The following is a 17347-nucleotide window of genomic DNA, read 5'->3' on the forward strand; positions in this document are numbered from 1 at the left end:
GCGCCGCGTCCTTGTGCGTGTCTGTGTGTGTGTCGGCTAGGCGTTGGCGTGTTGGGCGATGATGGCTTTGGAGAAGGCGGCGTGGCAGCCGACGGTGCCGTCGACGACCTGGGTCACGCCGAGGTCGGCGGCGACCGAGGCGATGGAGTAGGCGTCGTCGGCCGACAGGCCGAGGACGCGGCGGATGAAGATGATGAGCTCCTCGGCGGCCTGGCGCATGGCTGCGTCGAGCGTGTCGCCGAACCCGTGCACGTACCACGCGTCGGCCGTCTCCAGCAGCGGCGTCCGCAGCTCGAGGTCGGGAGCGAGCGACAGTGTCAGGTCGACCGTGGCCGATGCCTCGATCGCCGTGCCGCAGATCTCGCCGTCGCCCTGGGCGAAGTGGGGGTCACCGACGTAGAAGCCGGCCCCAGGGCGGAAGACCGGCAGGTAGAGCGTGGCACCGGGCCCGAATCGCCAGTTGTCGACGTTGCCGCCGAACGGTCCGGGCGGGATGCTCGACAGGCGGCCCGATTCGGCAGGGGCGACGCCCATCACGCCGAGGTGCGGTCGGACCGGCACGCGCACGCGACCGTCGACCGGCTCGCGCACGACGTCGGCAGGAGCGGACACGAAGCCGGGGGCGTCGTACAGCGGGCGGGCGGTGAAGTCGAAGGCGAACTCGGGATGAGCCCAGCGGCCGAAGCCGGGCTCCGAGCCCGAGGCGGCGTCGGCGTCGAGGGCGTACACCGTGACCCGCTCCTTCTTGTACGTGTCGTACAGGACCCCCCAGTGGGCGGCGACGTTGGCGCCGAAGGGGTGTCGGGGCGTCATCGCACCGATCGACACCGCCAGGGCCATGCCCGGTTCGGCACCGACCACCTCGATCGGTCCCGACAGGATGTGCACACCGGGACCCCGCTCGTCGGGCGGGATCGCCGCCCAGAGCGCCTCGAGCTCGGCGTCGAGGGTGAGGTCGGGAGCATCCCCGGCGTGATGGCTGACGGCATCGATGCGGACGCGGTCGCCGTCGGCGACGGTGAGGCGGGCCGGCTCGTCGGGGTCGATGTAGCCCCACACGCAGTGGTCGGCCGAGGCGGTCAGGTGATGGAGGCGGTCCGTGGATGCGAGCGTCACGACACCACTTCACCTCCGTTGCGTTTCGGGAAGATTGCCGGCGCATCAACTGCATGTCACGATCTGACACGCTGTCTTGCGATGCGGTACCTCGTCATCGCGCCAGGAGCGGATCAGGCACCGTCCGTGTCACAGCGGCGTGACGTAGGCACCCGAGATGCCCCCGTCGACGAGGAAGGTGGACGCCGTGATGAACGACGCCTCGTCGGACGCGAGGAACAGCACCGCGTTGGCGATCTCGCTGGGTTCGGCGAATCGCCCGACGGGAACGTGGACCAGTCGCCGCGCGGCCCGCTCGGGATCGTTGGCGAACAGTTCCTGCAGAAGCGGCGTGTTGACGGGGCCGGGGCACAGGGCGTTGACGCGGATCCCCTGACGCGCGAACTCCACGCCGAGCTCCCGTGACATGGACAACACGCCACCTTTCGACGCCGAGTAGGAGATCTGCGAGGTGGCGGCGCCCATCACGGCGACGAACGACGCGGTGTTGATGATCGACCCGCGGCGTTGCTCGAGCATGTACGGCAGCGCCGCCTTGCAGCACAGGTACACGCTCGTCAGGTTGACGTCCTGCACGCGCTTCCACGCCTCGAGATCGGTTTCGAGGATCGAGCCGTCGTCCGCCGGTGAGATGCCGGCGTTGTTGAACGCCACGTCCACCGAGCCGTACGTCGTCTTGGCGGTGTGGAACAGAGCGTCGACGGCGTCCTTGTCGGTCACGTCGACGGCCACGAACGTGCCGCCGACCTCCTGGGCGACGGCGGGCCCCTTGACGGTGTCGACGTCGCCGATCACGACGCGAGCGCCTTCCTCGGCGAAGCGGCGAACGGTCGCCAATCCGATCCCGGAGCAGCCTCCGGTGACAACTGCGGTCTTGTCGGCGAGCCGTCCGGTCATCGCTGGGTCCTTCCGATGGGGGAGTGTGTGGATCTGCCGCCCCCATACAAGCCGAACGGCGACCCCGGCTGATCCGTCCGGATCGTGGAGGCGGGCGGCCCCGATCCGGGTCGCGTTTGGGATCGTGGGGACCGTGATGTCACCATGAGGGACATCATCTTGCAATACAAGATGAGTCCTAGCAGAAGAGAGGAGCCCGTGTGACCACCGACGAGGTACACGGTCGCGACCACGTAGCGGTCGCAGGTCTTCAGGTCGACCGGACGTTGTTCGAGTTCGCCGAGCAGGAGGCCCTGGTCGGCACGGGAGTCTCGCCGGAGAGCCTGTGGGACGGGCTCGCCGCCCTGGTGGCAGAGTTCGGGCCCCGCAACGCCGAGCTCCTCGCCGAACGCAGTCGTCTCCAGGCCCAGCTCGACGCCTGGCACGATGCCAACCCGGGACCGATCGCCGACCCGGCGTCGTATCGCGCCTTCCTCGAAGAGATCGGCTACCTCCTCCCCGACGGCGAGCCGTTCACGATCGACACCGCCGACGTCGACCCCGAGATCGCCGACATCGCCGGCCCGCAGCTCGTCGTGCCGGTCACCAACGCCCGATACGCGCTGAACGCGGTCAACGCCCGCTGGGGATCGCTGTACGACGCCTACTACGGCACCGACGCGCTCGGTTCGCCGCCGCCGGCCGGCCCGTACGACCCGGCGCGTGGTGCCGAGGTGATCCGTGCCGCGACCAGCTTCCTCGACGACGTCGTTCCTCTCGCCGGGGTCTCGCACGGCGCGGTCACCGCGTACCGGGTCGTCGACGGTTCCCTCGTGGCCGACGGCGACGGCGGCCCCGTGCCGCTCGCCGAGCCCCCGTTGTTCACCGGCCATCTCGGTGCCGCAGGGTCTCCCGACTCGGTGTTCCTCCGCCACCACGGGCTGCTCATCGAGCTCGTCGTCGACCGCTCGCACCACGTCGGCGCCGATCATCCGGCAGGGGTGGCGGACGTCCGGCTCGAGTCGGCGTTGACGGCCATCATCGACTGTGAGGACTCCGTCGCCACGGTGGATGGCGAGGACAAGGCAGCGGCGTACCGCAACTGGTTGGGCCTCATGCGTGGCGACCTGACGGCCAGCTTCACCAAGGGGAGCACCGTCGTCGACCGTTCGATCGAGCCCGACCGCACGATCGTCGGCGCCGACGGCTCGCCGGTCTCCGTCCGCAGCCGGGCGCTGCTGCTCGTACGCAACGTCGGACATCTCATGAGCACGCAGGCCGTGCTCGACGCCGACGGCGACGAGATCCCCGAAGGGTTGCTCGACGCCCTCTTCACCACGCTCTGCGCCCTCCACGACCTGCGCCGCGACGGGGGACCGCGCAACTCGCCGGCCGGATCGGTCTACGTCGTCAAGCCGAAGATGCACGGTCCGGCAGAGGTGGCTTTCACCAACGACGTGTTCACCCGTGTCGAGACGATCCTCGGTCTGCCCGCCGACACCGTGAAGCTCGGCCTGATGGACGAAGAGCGGCGCACGACGGTGAACCTCCCCGAGTGCATCCGCGCCGCCCGGTCCCGTGTCGCGTTCATCAACACCGGCTTCCTCGACCGCACCGGCGACGAGATCCACACGTCGATGCACGCCGGCCCGGTCGTGCCCAAGGCGGCGATGACGCAGCAACGCTGGATCGCCGCCTACGAGGACTGGAACGTGGACGTCGGGCTGCGCTGCGGCCTGCCCGGCCGGGCCCAGATCGGCAAGGGCATGTGGGCCGCGCCCGATCTGATGCACGACATGCTGGCCACCAAGGGCGGCCATCCCGCCGCCGGGGCCAACTGCGCGTGGGTGCCGTCGCCAACCGCGGCCACCCTCCACGCCACGCACTACCACCGCGTCGACGTGCTCGCCCGACACGCTGAGCTGCGGGCCGGCGGTCCGCGGGCGACGGTCGACGACATCCTCGACGTCCCGCTGCTGCCTGCCGACGCCGTCACCGCGCTCACCGCCGAGCAGATCGCCGACGAGGTCGCCAACAACGCCCAGGGCATCTTGGGCTACGTGGTGCGTTGGATCGACCAGGGGGTCGGCTGCTCGAAGGTTCCCGACATCCACGACGTCGGGCTGATGGAGGATCGCGCCACGTGCCGCATCTCGTCACAGCACATCGCCAACTGGCTGCGCCACGGCGTGGTCACCCCTCAGCAGGTCGACGAGACGTTCCGGCGCATGGCCGAGGTGGTCGACGGCCAGAACGCCGGCGACGACGCCTACACCCCGATGGCTCCGGCCTTCGACGGCCCGGCCTTCCTCGCCGCCCGCCACCTCGTGTTCGACGGGGCCGAGCAGCCGAGCGGCTACACCGAACCCATCCTCCACCACTGGCGCCTCGTCAAGAAAGCGAACGACCATGCCTGACCACGCCGCATCTATCTCCCTCACCATCGAGGCCGCTCGCACGATCATCGGCGGCGCACTCGCCGCCGCCCGTGCCGCCAACCTCAAGCCGCTCGCCGTCGTCGTCCTCGATGCCGGCGGCAGCCCCGTCGCCTTCGAGCGCGAGGACGGGGCGTCTCCGGGCCGCTTCGCCATCGCCAACGGCAAGGCGGCCGGGGCGATCGCCTTCGGCGTGGGCTCGCGAGCGCTCGGCGACTGGGCGGCCGAGCGGCCCTCGTTCGTCGCCGCCGCCGGGCAGGCCCTCGGCGGCGCCCTGATCCCGGTTCCCGGCGGCGTGCTCGTGCGCGACGACGCCGGACGTGTGATCGGCGCCGTCGGTGTCACCGGCGACACGTCCGACCACGACGAGTCGTCCGCCATCGCCGGGATCGAAGCCGCCGGGCTCACCGCCGATCCCGGCTGATCGACGGCGCCACCCACCGGCAACGACTCGTCCGCGGGCGGAGAAACCGGCTGCGACTCTCGGTCGACCGATCCGTACTGTCGGGTCGGATGCTGACCGAGGAGCAACTGCACGCCTTCGCCCGCGACGGCTATCTCGTCGTCCCCGGCGTGGTCGGCGAGGACCTCCTCGCCGCGGCCGATGCCGAGGTCGACGCGATCGTCGCTGCCGATCCGCCTCCCGACGGGACAGTCGGGTCGCACTTCTACTTCCTGCCGCCGGAGCGACTGCCGGCGGCCGACGCCGCCCTGCGGGCCTCCGTCGCGCTCGAGCTCGCCGATCAGCTCGTCGCGCCGGGATCGGTCGATCACGCCTTCGATCACATCCAGGTCGCCCTCAACATCCCGCCGTACCCCCACCGGCCCGGCATCCCCCACATCGACGGTCACCGTCCCGACGAGCCGATCAGCTCGTTCACGATGCTCGCCGCCGTGTTCCTCAGCGACGAGTCCGAGCCCGAGCGGGGCAACCTGTGGGTGTGGCCGGGCTCCCACGTCGGCCACCAGCAGATCTTCACCGACCGGGGCGTCGAGACGCTGAAACCGGTCAGTGGCCACGCCGGACTGCTCGACCCGCCGGTGTTCTTCGGTCCCGGTCAACCCCTCCTGGCGAATCGCGGCGACCTCCTCCTCGCCCACTACCTCCTCGGCCACAACATCGGCGGTAACACCAGCGGCCACGTTCGGCGGGTGCTCTACTACCGCCTCGCCCGCGCCGATCACCGTGAGCGGTGGGCCGACACGTTCACCGACGTGCTCGCGGAGTACGAGCCTCTCCGTGGCCTGTAGCCGACGTGTCGTGACCACCGACGCCTGGGCCGTGCATCGGCTCGACCTCGAGGGCTACCTCGCCCGTGTCGGTGTGCCGGCTCGCCCACCGTCGCGCGTCGCGCTGGACGAACTGCACGAGGCCCACGTGCGCACGTTCACGTTCGACTACATCGACGTCGCCCTCGATCAACACGCAGGGGTCGACCTCGACGCCGTCCAGGCGAAGTTCGTCGGCCGTGGCCGCGGCGGCTACTGCTTCGAGCACGGCACGCTGTTCGCCGCAGTGCTCGAGCGGCTGGGCTACACCGTGCAGCGGCGCCTCGGCCGCGTTCCGTCGTCGCCCGACCCCGCCCGGACCCACTGCGTGGTCGCGGTCACCATCGACGGCACCGTCCTCCTCGCCGACCCCGGGTTCGGCATGAGCGTGCTGCGCCCGATCGAGCTGGCCGACGGCGTCGTGGACGAGTACGGCGGCTGGCGGTTCCAGGTCGGCGCGGTCCGGCTCGGCGACGTCCGGGCGTGGGAGCTGCGGCGCTGGCGGGACGATCGCTGGGAGCTGATGCACACCCACGACGAGCTGCCGGTCACCCCGGTCGACCTGCGTGTCGGGCATCACTACACCAGCACGTTCCCCGAGAGTCACTTCCGCCACGGCCTGGCGGTGACGCGCCACGTCGACGGTGGCCACGTGTCGATCACCCACCGCACGCTCACCGTCCGCCGGCCCGGCCAGCCGACCGAGCACCGCGAGATCGGCGGGGCCGAGGTCCTCGAGCAGATCCTCGCCCTCGGCGTCGCCCTCACCGACGACGAGCAGCAGTGCCTGCTGACGCGCATCGAAGCCCTCCGCGCCGAGTCGCAGACGTGAGCAGGCGTCGGTGGTCGGCTATCCGAGTGTCGAGCGTCCGACCGGGGGGCGCCCCACACTCGGGCGCGCTTGAACACTCGGGTGGGTGGGGCTAGCGCGGCAATCCGAGGATGCGTTCGGCGATGATGTTGCGCTGGATCTCGCTGGTACCACCGCCGAGCTTCATGCCCGGGGCGTAGAGGAACGGACGCAGTCGGGGTCCGGCGAGGAGGGCCTCGGCGCCGCGCAGCTGCACCTCGAGCAGCTGGGCGTCGAACTCGAGCTCCGAGCGCATCAGCTTGCCGGCGGCGGCCGAGGCGGGCCCGCCGTCGGACCGCAGCATCATCGCCTTCAGCGCCAGGCCCCGTGACAGCAGCTGCATCAGGGCGTCGGTGTGCACCGGGTCGTCGCTCGACAGTTCGCGCAGCTGGGCGAGGCGCCGTTCGAGACCGATCAGCCCGGCGCTGCCGCTGGAGCCCCGCTCGTCCTGGAGCACCTCCATCGCCACCCGCCAGCCGCCGTGCAGCGGACCGAGCAGGCCGTCGGCGGGGATCACCACGTCGTCGAGGAACACCTCGCAGAACTCGGCGTCACCGGTCATCTGCCGCAACGGCCGCACGTCGATGCCGGGGGAGTGCATGTCGACGAGGAAGAACGAGATGCCCCGATGGCCCGGCTCGTCGGGGTTCGTGCGCGCCATCAAGATGGCGTGCTCGGCGAACTGGCCGTTGGAGGTCCACACCTTCTGGCCGTTGACCACGAAGCGGTCACCGTCGGGGATGGCCGTCGTCTGCAGCGAGGCCAGATCCGAGCCGGCGTTCGGCTCGGAGAAGAGCTGGCACCACAGGATCTCGCCCGTGAGCGTGGCCGGCAGGTAACGCCGGCGCTGCTCGTCGGTGCCCGAACGTAGGATCGCCTCACCGGCGAGCACGAGTCCCTGCAGGTTGAGGTACGGGGAGACGCCGAAGCGGGCGCACTCCTCCATCCACACGGCGATGTACGTGCGGGGGAGCCCGCGACCCCCGAACTCGGTGGGCCAGTGGATCCCGGCGAAGCCGGCCGCCGCCACCTTGGCCTGCCACGACCGGGCGATCTCGTGGAGGTCCGGCGGCAGGATCGCGCCGAACGACGGGCACGCCGAACCGTCGGCCTTCGATGTCTCGAGGAAGGCGACCACATCGGATCGGAACGCGTCGAGGTCGGACGGGGTCACTCCGTCGAGCGTCGGGACGGCACTGGTCATCTCGGGATTGTGCCGTCACGGAGCCCGGCGCGGCGAGCCGGCGAGTCGATCACCACCATCTTCACCGGCACGAACACCGGTGGCGGAACGGCATACGTGACGGAGATCCGGCTGCGGGCCGACCGCATCGCGGGCAGCGTGGCGATCTCCGACTTCCGCGGCTCGGCGCCGTCGGTGGAGGAGGTCCACGTCTTCGCCGAGGAGATGGTGCGCCGGATCCGCGACGGGATCGCCGCCAACTGGACCGGGATGTACCACCGGATGGTGCGCCTCGACGACACGGAGCCGTGGGTGGCGTCGGCGGCGGAGACCTACACGATGATCGACGGCACGTTCGTCCCGTTCCTCGGGGTGCCGCAGGAGGCGATCGACGAGGCGGCGACGTTCCTCACGTCGGCGCGCGTGATCGACGCGTACACCTACCATGGCCCGCTCGAGAACGGGGCCGACGGCCGGGCGATCGGCCACACCGCGTGTATCTACTCGTTCGCCAGCGAGAGTGACGCGGCCGCCTACCTCGAGCGGGCCGGGTGGTCCGTCACCGCCACGTGCGGACGGGAGGGTAAATACCCCACCGAAGCGTCCGGTATTTACCCTCCGGTTGGGACGGCGACCAGCGGACGGCCCTGCGCCTCGCACGCCCTTTCCGCTCACCGCCCAGGCGCCAACGGTCAGGTCGCCGCCTCGGCTGCGAGCCGGTCGGCCGCCCAACCGATCATCCGCCGCACGAGGTCGTCGAAGGCGGTCACGGCGAGCTCGAGGTCGGCGGTCGCCGTGTCCTCGATGTGGGTGTGCGACAGCCCGCCGAGCGACGGCGTGAACATCATCACGGTCGGCACACCGGCTCGAGACATCTCGGCCGAGTCGTGCATCGGGCCCGAGGGCATGACGTGACGGACGCCCGAGCGCTCCTCGACGACGTCGGCGGCGAACTGGACGAGATCGGGGTGGAACTCGATCGGGTCGATCGACCAGAGCACGTCGACGGTCGCCTCGACGTTCTCCTCCCTGGCGATGCGGGCGACCAGTTCGTCGAGCCCGGCGACCAGCGCGTCGAGCGTGTCGCGCGAGAGATGGCGCATGTCGACACTGAACTCCGTGCGGCCGTTGACGGCCGTCGGGACCGACGGGTGCACTCGCCAGACCCCGACGGTGGTGAAGGCGTCGTGCTCCAACCCGAGATCACGGACGGCCAATGCCATCCTCGACGCGGCGACCGTGGGGTCGCGGCGCATCGGGATCGGCGTGGCCCCGGCGTGGCAGGCCTGGCCCTTGACCCGGACCATGCGCCGCTCGACGCCCAAGATGCCGTGCAGCGCGGCGAGGCGCAGCCCGGCGGCCTCGAGCATCGGACCCTGCTCGATGTGAAGCTCGGCGGACGCCACGATCGACGGCAGGACGTCGCCGGCGGTGAGGATCGTGTCGAGCTCGACGCCGTGGCGGGCGACGACGTCGCCGAGGAGCTCGCCGGCATTGTCGACCAACCCGCGGACGGCCTCGACGTCGAGCGTTCCCGACACCGCACCGGACCCGAACAGCGAGCGCCCGAACCGGGCGCCCTCCTCGTCGGCCCAGTCGACGACGCTGATCGAGACCGGCAGCTCCACGCCGTCACGGTGGAGGCCGCGCAGCACCTCGGCGCCGGCCAGCACGCCGAGGCAGCCGTCGAGCCAGCCGCCGTTGGGCACCGAGTCGAGGTGACTGCCGAGCACGATGCGCTCGGGTCGGGCCCCGACGAGCGTCGTCCACAGGTTGCCGGCCGGGTCGACGTGTGTCTCGACCGGCACTCCGTCGAACGTCGATGCGAACCACTCGCGGGCCTGCACCCACGGTTCGGTCCAGGCCAACCGGGCGCTGCCCAGCGGCGGGGCCGAAGAGGGCTCGCCCCCGACCGTCTGGGGAATCCCTCCGTCCACCTCGGCCGAGGTGAGGGAGCGCAACTCGAGGAGATCGGCGACGACGCGTGTGGGATCGGCAGGCATCGGAGGATTCTCGCACCGACGCCGTGGCCAGTGGCTGCTACGCACGTCACGCCACGGGTACACGCGGCGGGAAGCACCGGTCCGCCGAGGAGGACGAATGAACGACCCGACCGACACCAGGCTGCTCTTCCGCAACACGATGCGGATCACGCCCGGTCACGAAGATCAGTTCCGTGAGGCGATCGTCGACGCCGTGACGTTCGCTCGCGCGCACGCGCCGCAGCTCATGGTCGACGTGTTCGTCGACGAGGAAGAGGGAACCGCGACCAGTTTCCAGATCTACGCCGACTCGGACTCCGTTGTGCGTCACTGGGAGCTGTCCGATCCGTACATCGCCAACGTGATGGAGCACTGCGAGGTCGATCGATTCGAAGTCTTCGGGTCACCGTCCGAAGAGGTGAGGAACGGATTCGGCCGCATGTCGGGCATGGAGGTCCGGATCCATCCTCGCCTGACGGGCTACGTGCACTTCCCGGGATCCCCCGACACCGACCGCGGAGGGGCCTCGTGAACGCCGCCGGCTGGACGATCTCGATCCTCGCCATCGCCACGGCGCTCATCATCGCCGTGCAGATCGAGCGATCGTCTCGGCGACGCCGCGATGAGGGCCACGATTGACGACCGACGCTTCAGTCCCTGGGTGTCAGCACGCAGAACTCGTTGTCGCCGGGATCGGCCAGCACGACCCAGGCGACGTCGCCCTGGCCGATGTCAGCGGGTGTCGCGCCGAGCGCGAGCAGACGGTCGACCTCGGCGGCCTGGTCGACGTGGACCGGCGGGGCGATGTCGAGGTGCAGCCGGTTCTTGCCGTGCTTGGGTGGCACCGGCGGTCCACCCCAGGTGATCAGCGGTCCGCGGCCGTCGGGCGCGCGGATCGCCGTCTCGTCGTCCTGATCCCACACCAGCGGCCAGCCGAGCGCCGCACTCCAGAAGTACCCGACGTCGGGGAGCCCCTCGCAGGTGATCGACCCCAAACGTCCGGTGCCGGCGAGGAACTGGTTACCGGGTGCCAGGATGCAGAACTCGTTGCCTTCGGGATCGGCGAGCACGACGTGGCGTTCGTCGGCGCGTTGGCCGATGTCGATGTGGCGGGCCCCGAGCGAGAGCAGGCTGGCGACCGACTCGTTCTGATCGTCGGTGGACGTGGTGGTCAGGTCGAGGTGGAGGCGGTTCCGTCCACGCTTGGGGCCCGGCGCGAAGGCGATGTCGAGATGGAATCGGGTGCCGTCGGTGGGCACGACGGTGATCACGTGGTCGCCGGAGCCCGGCTCACCCGACTCGTCACCCAGTTCCCAACCCAGCGCGGCCGCCCAGAACCGGGCGAGACGGGGCGGGTCGTTGGCGTCGACGGCGAGGGCGACGAGTCGAGAGGCCGCGTGATCGTTGCTCACCGACCCGGTCTACTCCGCCAGCAGCTCGACGATGCCGTCGGTTCCGTTCACCCGGATTCGCTGGCCGTCACCGATGAGCCTCGTGGCGTGGGGGACGCTGACGACGGCGGGCAGTCCGTACTCGCGAGCGACGACCGCGCCGTGCGTCGTCAGTCCTCCGACCTCGGTGACCACCCCGGCGGCTGACACGAAGAGCGGCGACCAGCTCGGGTCGGTGTATGTGGTGACGAGGATGTCGCCCGGCTCCAGGCGGGCCTGGGCCATGTCGATCACGACGCGAGCGCGGCCCTCGACCACACCGGAGGCGGCGGCGAGGCCGACGAGGACCCCGGACGGTGCGTCGTCGCGACGGAACGAGCCGTTGAGCGCCTCGCCGCCGGAGGTGAGCACGCGGGGCGGTGTGAGCCGCTCGAACGCGCGATGCTCGGCTCGGCGGCGGCGGATGAGCAGGTCGTCGACCGTGCCGGTCGCGACCGCATCGCGGAACTCGTCGAGGGTGAGGAAGAAGCAGTCGTCGGCGGCCTCCGTCACACCCGCCGCGACGAGGCGTTCGGCCTCGGCCAGCAGCGCTCGCTTGTACACCAGATAGCGGCTGACCCAGCCGTACTTGGGGTACTCGCGATAGCCGGCGAACGTGCGCAGACGGTCGATGTTCGCCTTCGCTTCGGCCACCTTCTGCGTACCGTCGGGCAGGGCCTGCAGACGTTCGAGAATGGCGCGTTCCTTGGTGGCGGCTTCGGCCCGCCCCGCGTCGAAGCGGCGCCGGCCGGCCCCGGGCTGCTGGCTTCGCACGTGCCCGAGGATGACCGGCACCAACATGTCGGGGCGCTCCGCCCAGCGGGGTCGGGCGATGTCGATCTCGCCTGGGCCCCGCATTCCGAAGCGGTCGAGGTACGTGGTGATGGCGTCGAGCGATTCTGCTCCGCCCGGCAACGAGGCGATGCCCTCGAGCACGTGCTCGCCGGTCGCCGTCTCCAGGTGCTCGACGACCGCCGCATGCTGGCGGATCACGTCGGCGACGTCGAGCAGGGCGAGACCCATCTCGGACGAGACGTTGTCGGGGACCGACAGCGAGAGGGTGTCGGCGACGTTCGCCTCACCGAGCCATTCCTCGACGTGGTCGTTGAGCCACCACGCCGCGGTGATGCCCGCCATGATCACCTGGGCGCCCTCGGGATCGGCCAGCAACCGTCGCATCTCCTCCAGGTCACTGTCGATGAAGTCGAACAGGGCGACGCCGGTCCTCGACGAGATGTCACGTTGCAGCTGCTCCACCGACTCGCGATTGCGGCGGACGAGCGCGGCGGGGATGGCCGGGTCCGTGGCGATCGCCGGCGGGGCCGCCTGCGGGGACGACCCGGGGCTGCTCGTCGGCTCGTCGGTGGGCGGGGCGACGTCCCCGCGATCGATCAGCGTGTGGAGCGCGTCGCGGACGAGGGGGTCGGACCGGCCCAGCATGCCGAGGATGGTCGCCCGGCCCGTGGTGGTGGCGAGTTGGTCGGTCACGTCGACGAACAGCCGACCGCCCGCTTCGTGCATCGGCCGCAGAGCGAGGCGACGGTACAGCGACAACCCGAGCGGGCTCATCGCATCCGTCATCATCTGCTGGTGCCCCACCGAGAGGTACACGTGCAGGCGATCGTCGTCGACCGGCGGCACGGGGAACAGGGTGGTGATCGCCCGGCTCTGCACGACGTGGAACGCGCCATCGGCGAGACACCACTCGATGTCCTGCGGTGACCCGAAGTGCGACTCGATCCTCCGGCCGATCGCGACGAGCTCGAGCACCTCGGTCTCGCTGAGCACCGACTGTCGCCGATCGCCGGCGATCGTCGAGTCGACAACCGCTCCCTTGCGCACGCGGTAGCTGTCGGCGTCGACGGTCCCCGACACGAGGGCGTCGCCCGATCCGAGCACCGCTTCGACGACGGCGACGGTGCGGTTGGAGGTGATGGGGTCGGCGGTGAACATCACGCCGGAGACGTCGGCGTCGACCATCTTCTGTACGACCACGGCCATCGCGACGTCACGGTCGTCGACACCGTGCTGCTGCCGGTAGGTGACGGCCCGATCGGTGAACAGGGATGCCCAGCAGCGGCTCACGGCCTCGATCACGGCGTCGGCGCCGACCACGCCGAGGAACGTGTCGTGCTGGCCGGCCGCCGACGCCGATGGCAGGTCCTCGGCCGTCGCGCTGGAACGCACGGCGACGGCCGTGTCGTCCCCGAGCCGGGCGAGTGCGTGCCTGATCGTCGCGGCCACGTCGTCGGGAACGGCGATCGCACCGGCGGGCTCGCCGCTGCGTCGGGATTGATCGGGGAGGGTTCGCAGGGCCCGGCGGTAGGCGGCGGTGGTCACCACGAAGCCGGCGGGAACGGAGACGCCGTCGATCCACGTCAGCTCGCCGAGCTGGGCGCCTTTGCCCCCGGCGATGGCGATGTGGGTGCGGTCGAGGCCTTCGAGCGGCACGAGCGCGTCAGGGGAGAGGGAGCTGGTTGGGGTGGGCACGTCAGCGATTGTCAGCAAACAACGGGTCCTTGCGGCAAGCCCCCCTCCGCGCGATACTTCTGGACTGGCGGGGGAAGTTCGCGTTGGCGCGCCCACGGTGCGATACCTGCACGGCGCGACACCAACACCGCGCCTAGGGCGCGACGCCAGCATCGTGGGCGAGGATCGCCAGCTGCACCCGGTTGGCGGCGTCGAGCTTCGCCAGCAGCCGCGACACATGGGCCTTCACCGTCGCCTCGCTCATGAACAGGACGGCGCCGATCTCGGCGTTCGACGAACCCCGGGCGATCTCGACGAACACCTCGTGCTCCCGCGGCGACAGCGCCGCGAGCCGGTCGCGGGCCGACTGGCGACGCGTCACCGCGGCGCCGGCCGCGACGTGGGCGATGAGGCGACGGGTCACCGACGGCGACAGCATCGACTCACCGTCGGCGACGACGCGGACGGCGGCGATGAGGTCGAGTGGCGGGGTGTCCTTCAGCAGGAACCCGGCGGCGCCCGCTTCGAGGGCGCGGAACACGTAGTCGTCGAGGTCGAACGTCGTGAGGATCACCACCGGCGGCGCGCCGTCGAGCCGGCCGATGGCGGTCGTCGCGGCGAGGCCGTCGAGGCGGGGCATGCGGATGTCCATCAACACGACATCGGGACGGCAGCGGCGGACCGCCTCGACAGCGTCGGCGCCGTCGGCCGCCTCGCCGACGACGGCGATGTCGCCGGCCGACTCGAGGATCATCCGCAGGCCCGAGCGCACGAGCGCTTCGTCATCGATGATGAGCACCCGGGTCATGGCGAGGTGAACGGTAGCCACGCGGCGAGTCGCCAGCCGCCATCCTCGGTCGGACCGGCCTCGACGGTGCCTCCGATCAGGGCGACGCGCTCGGCGATGCCGACGAGCCCGGACCCCGATCCGGGCAACCGCGAGGCGGCACCGGCCGGACGCCGGTTGGCCACCGAGACGGCGAGGCCACGCGCGGCGTCCCCGCTGAGCGTGACGACCGTGGCGGCACCGCCGCCATGTTTGTGCACGTTGGTCAGCCCCTCCTGGACGACGCGGTAGGCGGTGCGGGACACGATGTCGGGAAGCGTGCCGTCGACGTCGACGTCGAGGCGGATGTCGATGCCTGCCTCGCGCGAGGCGGCGACGAGCCGAGCGATGTCGTCCGTGCCCGGCTGGGGGGCGAGGTCGCTGCCGTCGGCCGTGGTCGGCCCGGAGCGCAACACCCCGAGCACCTCGCGCAGGTCGTCGAGCGCCTGACGGGCCGTGGCCGTGATCACGGCCGCCGATGCCCGGACGCGCTCGGGGTCGTCGGTGCCGCCGACCTCGAGGGCGCCGGCGTGGAGCGCGATCAACGACACCTTGTGGGCCACGACGTCGTGCATCTCCCTGGCGATTCGCGCCCGCTCGCCGAGACGGGCCTGCTCGCTTCGCAATTCTCGTTCGGCCTCGGCGCGCCGGGCGCGCTCCTGCAGCGAGGCGACGAGGTCCTGGCGGGCGCCGATGTAGGCGCCGGTCGCGACACAGAAGCCGGCTTCGAGCACGGCGATCGCCAGACCGACGGCGAACGGGTTGTCGACCCGCGCGGTGTTGAGGAAGGCGAACGCGGCCGTGGTCGTCGCCGTGGCGCCAGCCAGCACGAGGTCGCGCCGCCGGACCGCGACGGTGAACAAGGCGATCGCCATGGCGACGGGGATGTCGGTGACGATCGCCGCAACGGTGCACACGGCCAGGACGGCCAGCGGGTAGTGCCGCCGCCACCACAACGAGCCGACGGCGACCAGGCCGACGGCCACCCCGATCATGGGGAGGCGGCCGGACGAGGCGAACGCGAACGGGAGCGCCGCGAGCAGGAACGCCGCGTCCCGGACGCGCGGCCCGATCCGGGTCCACCAGGCCGTTCCCGAAGCGGTCATGTCCCGAACGCTACGGAGCTGCCGTCCCCGGTGACCCCCTACGAAGGTCGATGATCCCGACCCCGCCGCTCGTCGATCGTCGACGGTGGTCGCGCCCGGCGGCCGATGTGCCACGGGCAGCCGCGGGCGCACGATCGAGCGCATGATCGAACTGACGCAGCTCTCCAAGCGCTATGGCGACGTCGTCGCCGTCGACGGCATCTCGTTCACGTGCCGCCCCGGCACCGTGACCGGGTTCCTCGGGCCCAACGGTGCCGGCAAGTCGACGGCGCTGCGGATGCTGACCGGCCTGACGGTCCCGACGTCGGGTCGGGCCACCATCGGCGGCATCCGCTACGCCGACCTGCCCAACCCGGGTCGGCTGGTCGGCGTGATGCTCGATGCCACCGCCCAGCACGCCGGACGAACGGGAGTCGAGACGTTGCGTCTGGCGGCCGCCGTGATGGGGCTGCCGCCCGCTCGTGCCTCCGACATGCTCGAGGCGGTCGGCCTCGGTGCCGCGGCGGCGCGCCGCGTCGGCGACTACTCCCTCGGTATGCGGCAGCGGCTCGGCATCGGCGCGGCGTTGCTCGGCGATCCGGCGGTGCTCGTCCTCGACGAGCCGGCCAACGGAATGGATCCCGAGGGGATCCGGTGGATGCGGGTCCTGCTCCACGACTTCGCCGCCGGCGGCGGGACCGTGCTGCTGTCCAGCCACCTGCTCGGCGAGGTCCAGGCGACGGTCGATCACCTGGTGGTGATCGGCCGTGGGCGGGTCGTCGCCGACGACCGGCTCGACGTCCTGCTCGCACGGCGGGGAACGACCGTGCGCTCGATCGACGACGAGGCGCTCGCCGGCGACCTCCGCCGGGCCGGGATCGGCGTCGAGCGGGCCGGGACCGCGTTGCGGGCGGACGCGTCGGCGGAACAGGTCGGGCGCATCGCCGCCTCCGGCGGTCACGTCCTGCTCGAGCTGCGCGATGCCGACGGATCGGCCCTCGAGGACCTGTTCTTCGAGCTCACCAGCAGCGACGAGGTGGCGGCGTGAACGACGTGTCGCTGCTCCCCGTGCTCGCCCCGACGCCGATCACAACCCTGCGCTTCCCCAGGCTTCTCGGCGTCGAGCTGCGCAAGATGACCGATACCCGGGCCAGCCGCTGGACGTTCGCGTCGATCGCCGCCATCGTCGTGTTCATCCTCGTCTGGACGCTGGCCCAGTCCGACGACCCCGTGTCATTCGCCGGGTACGGCGATCCCGTCGTGAAGACGATCGCCTTCCTCGTCCCGGTCGTGGCCGTCTTGGCGATGACCGCCGAGTGGAGCCAGCGCACCGCCCTGACGACGTTCACCCTCGCCCCGCGCCGGCTGCCCGTGCTGGCCGCCAAGTACGTCGGAGCGATCACCCTCTCGCTGGCGGTCCTCGCCGGCGGCCTGCTGCTCACGGCGGCGGCCACAGCGATCGGTGGGATCCTGCACGACGGCGCGTCGTTCGACGGGGCCGCGTCGTTCGTCCAGGGAGCGGCGGTCATCGTCATCTTGAACGTGACGATGGGCGCGGCGTTCGGCGCCCTGGCCGGCCTGACCCCGCTCGCCCTCGTCGCCTTCTACATCGCCCCGACGGTGTGGGCGTCTGGAGGGACCGCCGTGCTCGGCCGTCGCGCCGACTGGCTCCACGTGTTCGCCGCCTACGACCGGCTGGCGTCGACGACCGATCGGTTCGCCGACCTCCCCCAGACGGTCGTGTCGGTGTCTGCGTGGGTGCTCGTGCCGGCCGTGGTCGGCGTGCTGCGGGCGCTGCGCCGTGAGGCGAAGTAGCCCGTCGGCCC

General features: G+C 71.1%; 15 protein-coding genes. 7 read left to right on the top strand and 8 right to left on the bottom strand.

Going from position 1 to position 17347, the window contains the following annotated elements:
• Window positions 1-36: 36 nt before the first annotated feature.
• Together DN771_RS04035 and DN771_RS04040 are read right to left on the bottom strand one after the other, a co-directional pair.
• Window positions 37-1116, bottom strand: coding sequence for an acetamidase/formamidase family protein (locus tag DN771_RS04035; RefSeq protein WP_116996030.1), 1080 nt, complete (start codon window positions 1114-1116; stop codon window positions 37-39).
• A 129-nt stretch (window positions 1117-1245) separates the two neighbouring features.
• Window positions 1246-2013, bottom strand: a complete 768-nt coding sequence (locus DN771_RS04040) for a 3-oxoacyl-ACP reductase (protein WP_116996031.1) — start codon at window positions 2011-2013, stop codon at window positions 1246-1248.
• A gap of 200 nt (window positions 2014-2213) precedes the next feature.
• On the opposite strand from DN771_RS04040, the gene DN771_RS04045 reads away from it, so the two are divergent.
• From DN771_RS04045 to DN771_RS04060, 4 genes are all read left to right on the top strand, one after another.
• Window positions 2214-4409, top strand: coding sequence for a malate synthase G (locus DN771_RS04045; RefSeq protein WP_116996032.1), 2196 nt, complete (start codon window positions 2214-2216; stop codon window positions 4407-4409).
• Window positions 4402-4851: a GlcG/HbpS family heme-binding protein gene (locus tag DN771_RS04050; protein ID WP_116996033.1), complete on the top strand. Its 450-nt coding sequence runs from the start codon at window positions 4402-4404 to the stop codon at window positions 4849-4851. The genes DN771_RS04045 and DN771_RS04050 overlap by 8 nt, the downstream gene beginning before the upstream one ends.
• A gap of 89 nt (window positions 4852-4940) precedes the next feature.
• The gene (locus tag DN771_RS04055; RefSeq protein WP_116996034.1) at window positions 4941-5678 is read left to right on the top strand and encodes a phytanoyl-CoA dioxygenase family protein; all 738 of its coding nucleotides are present in this window, start codon (window positions 4941-4943) and stop codon (window positions 5676-5678) included.
• A gap of 10 nt (window positions 5679-5688) precedes the next feature.
• Complete coding sequence (locus DN771_RS04060; protein ID WP_205528409.1) at window positions 5689-6528, top strand: arylamine N-acetyltransferase family protein; 840 nt, start codon at window positions 5689-5691, stop codon at window positions 6526-6528.
• A gap of 91 nt (window positions 6529-6619) precedes the next feature.
• Here DN771_RS04060 and DN771_RS04065 read toward each other — a convergent pair whose 3' ends face one another.
• Both DN771_RS04065 and DN771_RS04070 read right to left on the bottom strand, forming a co-directional pair.
• On the bottom strand, window positions 6620-7750 hold the full coding sequence (locus tag DN771_RS04065) for an acyl-CoA dehydrogenase family protein (protein WP_116996035.1): 1131 nt from the start codon (window positions 7748-7750) through the stop codon (window positions 6620-6622).
• Between the two features lie 671 nt (window positions 7751-8421).
• Window positions 8422-9732, bottom strand: a complete 1311-nt coding sequence (locus DN771_RS04070; protein ID WP_116996036.1) for a Zn-dependent hydrolase — start codon at window positions 9730-9732, stop codon at window positions 8422-8424.
• Window positions 9733-9829: 97 nt separating this feature from the next.
• On the opposite strand from DN771_RS04070, the gene DN771_RS04075 reads away from it, so the two are divergent.
• The gene (locus DN771_RS04075; protein ID WP_116996037.1) at window positions 9830-10243 is read left to right on the top strand and encodes a hypothetical protein; all 414 of its coding nucleotides are present in this window, start codon (window positions 9830-9832) and stop codon (window positions 10241-10243) included.
• Between the two features lie 118 nt (window positions 10244-10361).
• Here the strand turns inward: DN771_RS04075 and DN771_RS30320 are convergent, their stop codons facing one another.
• From DN771_RS30320 to DN771_RS04095, 4 genes are all read right to left on the bottom strand, one after another.
• Entirely contained in the window at window positions 10362-11123 is a 762-nt protein-coding gene (locus tag DN771_RS30320; RefSeq protein ID WP_116996038.1) for a VOC family protein, read from the bottom strand.
• Window positions 11124-11132: 9 nt separating this feature from the next.
• The gene (rph, locus tag DN771_RS04085) at window positions 11133-13631 is read right to left on the bottom strand and encodes a rifamycin-inactivating phosphotransferase (RefSeq protein ID WP_205528410.1); all 2499 of its coding nucleotides are present in this window, start codon (window positions 13629-13631) and stop codon (window positions 11133-11135) included.
• Between the two features lie 133 nt (window positions 13632-13764).
• On the bottom strand, window positions 13765-14418 hold the full coding sequence (locus DN771_RS04090) for a response regulator transcription factor (RefSeq protein WP_116996040.1): 654 nt from the start codon (window positions 14416-14418) through the stop codon (window positions 13765-13767).
• On the bottom strand, window positions 14415-15542 hold the full coding sequence (locus DN771_RS04095) for a sensor histidine kinase (protein ID WP_116996041.1): 1128 nt from the start codon (window positions 15540-15542) through the stop codon (window positions 14415-14417). Before DN771_RS04095 ends, DN771_RS04090 begins: the two co-directional genes overlap by 4 nt.
• A gap of 142 nt (window positions 15543-15684) precedes the next feature.
• On the opposite strand from DN771_RS04095, the gene DN771_RS04100 reads away from it, so the two are divergent.
• Together DN771_RS04100 and DN771_RS04105 are read left to right on the top strand one after the other, a co-directional pair.
• A complete protein-coding gene (locus DN771_RS04100; protein WP_193615347.1) occupies window positions 15685-16569 on the top strand; it encodes an ABC transporter ATP-binding protein in 885 nt (294 codons plus the stop codon).
• On the top strand, window positions 16566-17336 hold the full coding sequence (locus DN771_RS04105) for an ABC transporter permease (RefSeq protein WP_116996042.1): 771 nt from the start codon (window positions 16566-16568) through the stop codon (window positions 17334-17336). The genes DN771_RS04100 and DN771_RS04105 overlap by 4 nt, the downstream gene beginning before the upstream one ends.
• Window positions 17337-17347 lie beyond the last annotated feature (11 nt).

The organism is Desertimonas flava (assembly GCF_003426815.1).
GTDB classification, from domain to species: Bacteria; Actinomycetota; Acidimicrobiia; order Acidimicrobiales; family Ilumatobacteraceae; genus Desertimonas; species Desertimonas flava.

Excerpts from the sequence above, each read along its gene's own strand:
- DN771_RS04090 (WP_116996040.1), bottom strand. The coding sequence starts at position 14,418 with ATGACCCGGGTGCTCATCATCGATGACGAAGCGCTCGTGCGCTCGGGC.
- DN771_RS04095 (WP_116996041.1), bottom strand. The coding sequence starts at position 15,542 with ATGACCGCTTCGGGAACGGCCTGGTGGACCCGGATCGGGCCGCGCGTC.
- DN771_RS04050 (WP_116996033.1), top strand. The coding sequence starts at position 4,402 with ATGCCTGACCACGCCGCATCTATCTCCCTCACCATCGAGGCCGCTCGC.
- DN771_RS04055 (WP_116996034.1), top strand. The coding sequence starts at position 4,941 with ATGCTGACCGAGGAGCAACTGCACGCCTTCGCCCGCGACGGCTATCTC.
- DN771_RS04070 (WP_116996036.1), bottom strand. The coding sequence starts at position 9,732 with ATGCCTGCCGATCCCACACGCGTCGTCGCCGATCTCCTCGAGTTGCGC.
- DN771_RS04075 (WP_116996037.1), top strand. The coding sequence starts at position 9,830 with ATGAACGACCCGACCGACACCAGGCTGCTCTTCCGCAACACGATGCGG.
- DN771_RS04040 (WP_116996031.1), bottom strand. The coding sequence starts at position 2,013 with ATGACCGGACGGCTCGCCGACAAGACCGCAGTTGTCACCGGAGGCTGC.
- DN771_RS04100 (WP_193615347.1), top strand. The coding sequence starts at position 15,685 with ATGATCGAACTGACGCAGCTCTCCAAGCGCTATGGCGACGTCGTCGCC.
- DN771_RS04065 (WP_116996035.1), bottom strand. The coding sequence starts at position 7,750 with ATGACCAGTGCCGTCCCGACGCTCGACGGAGTGACCCCGTCCGACCTC.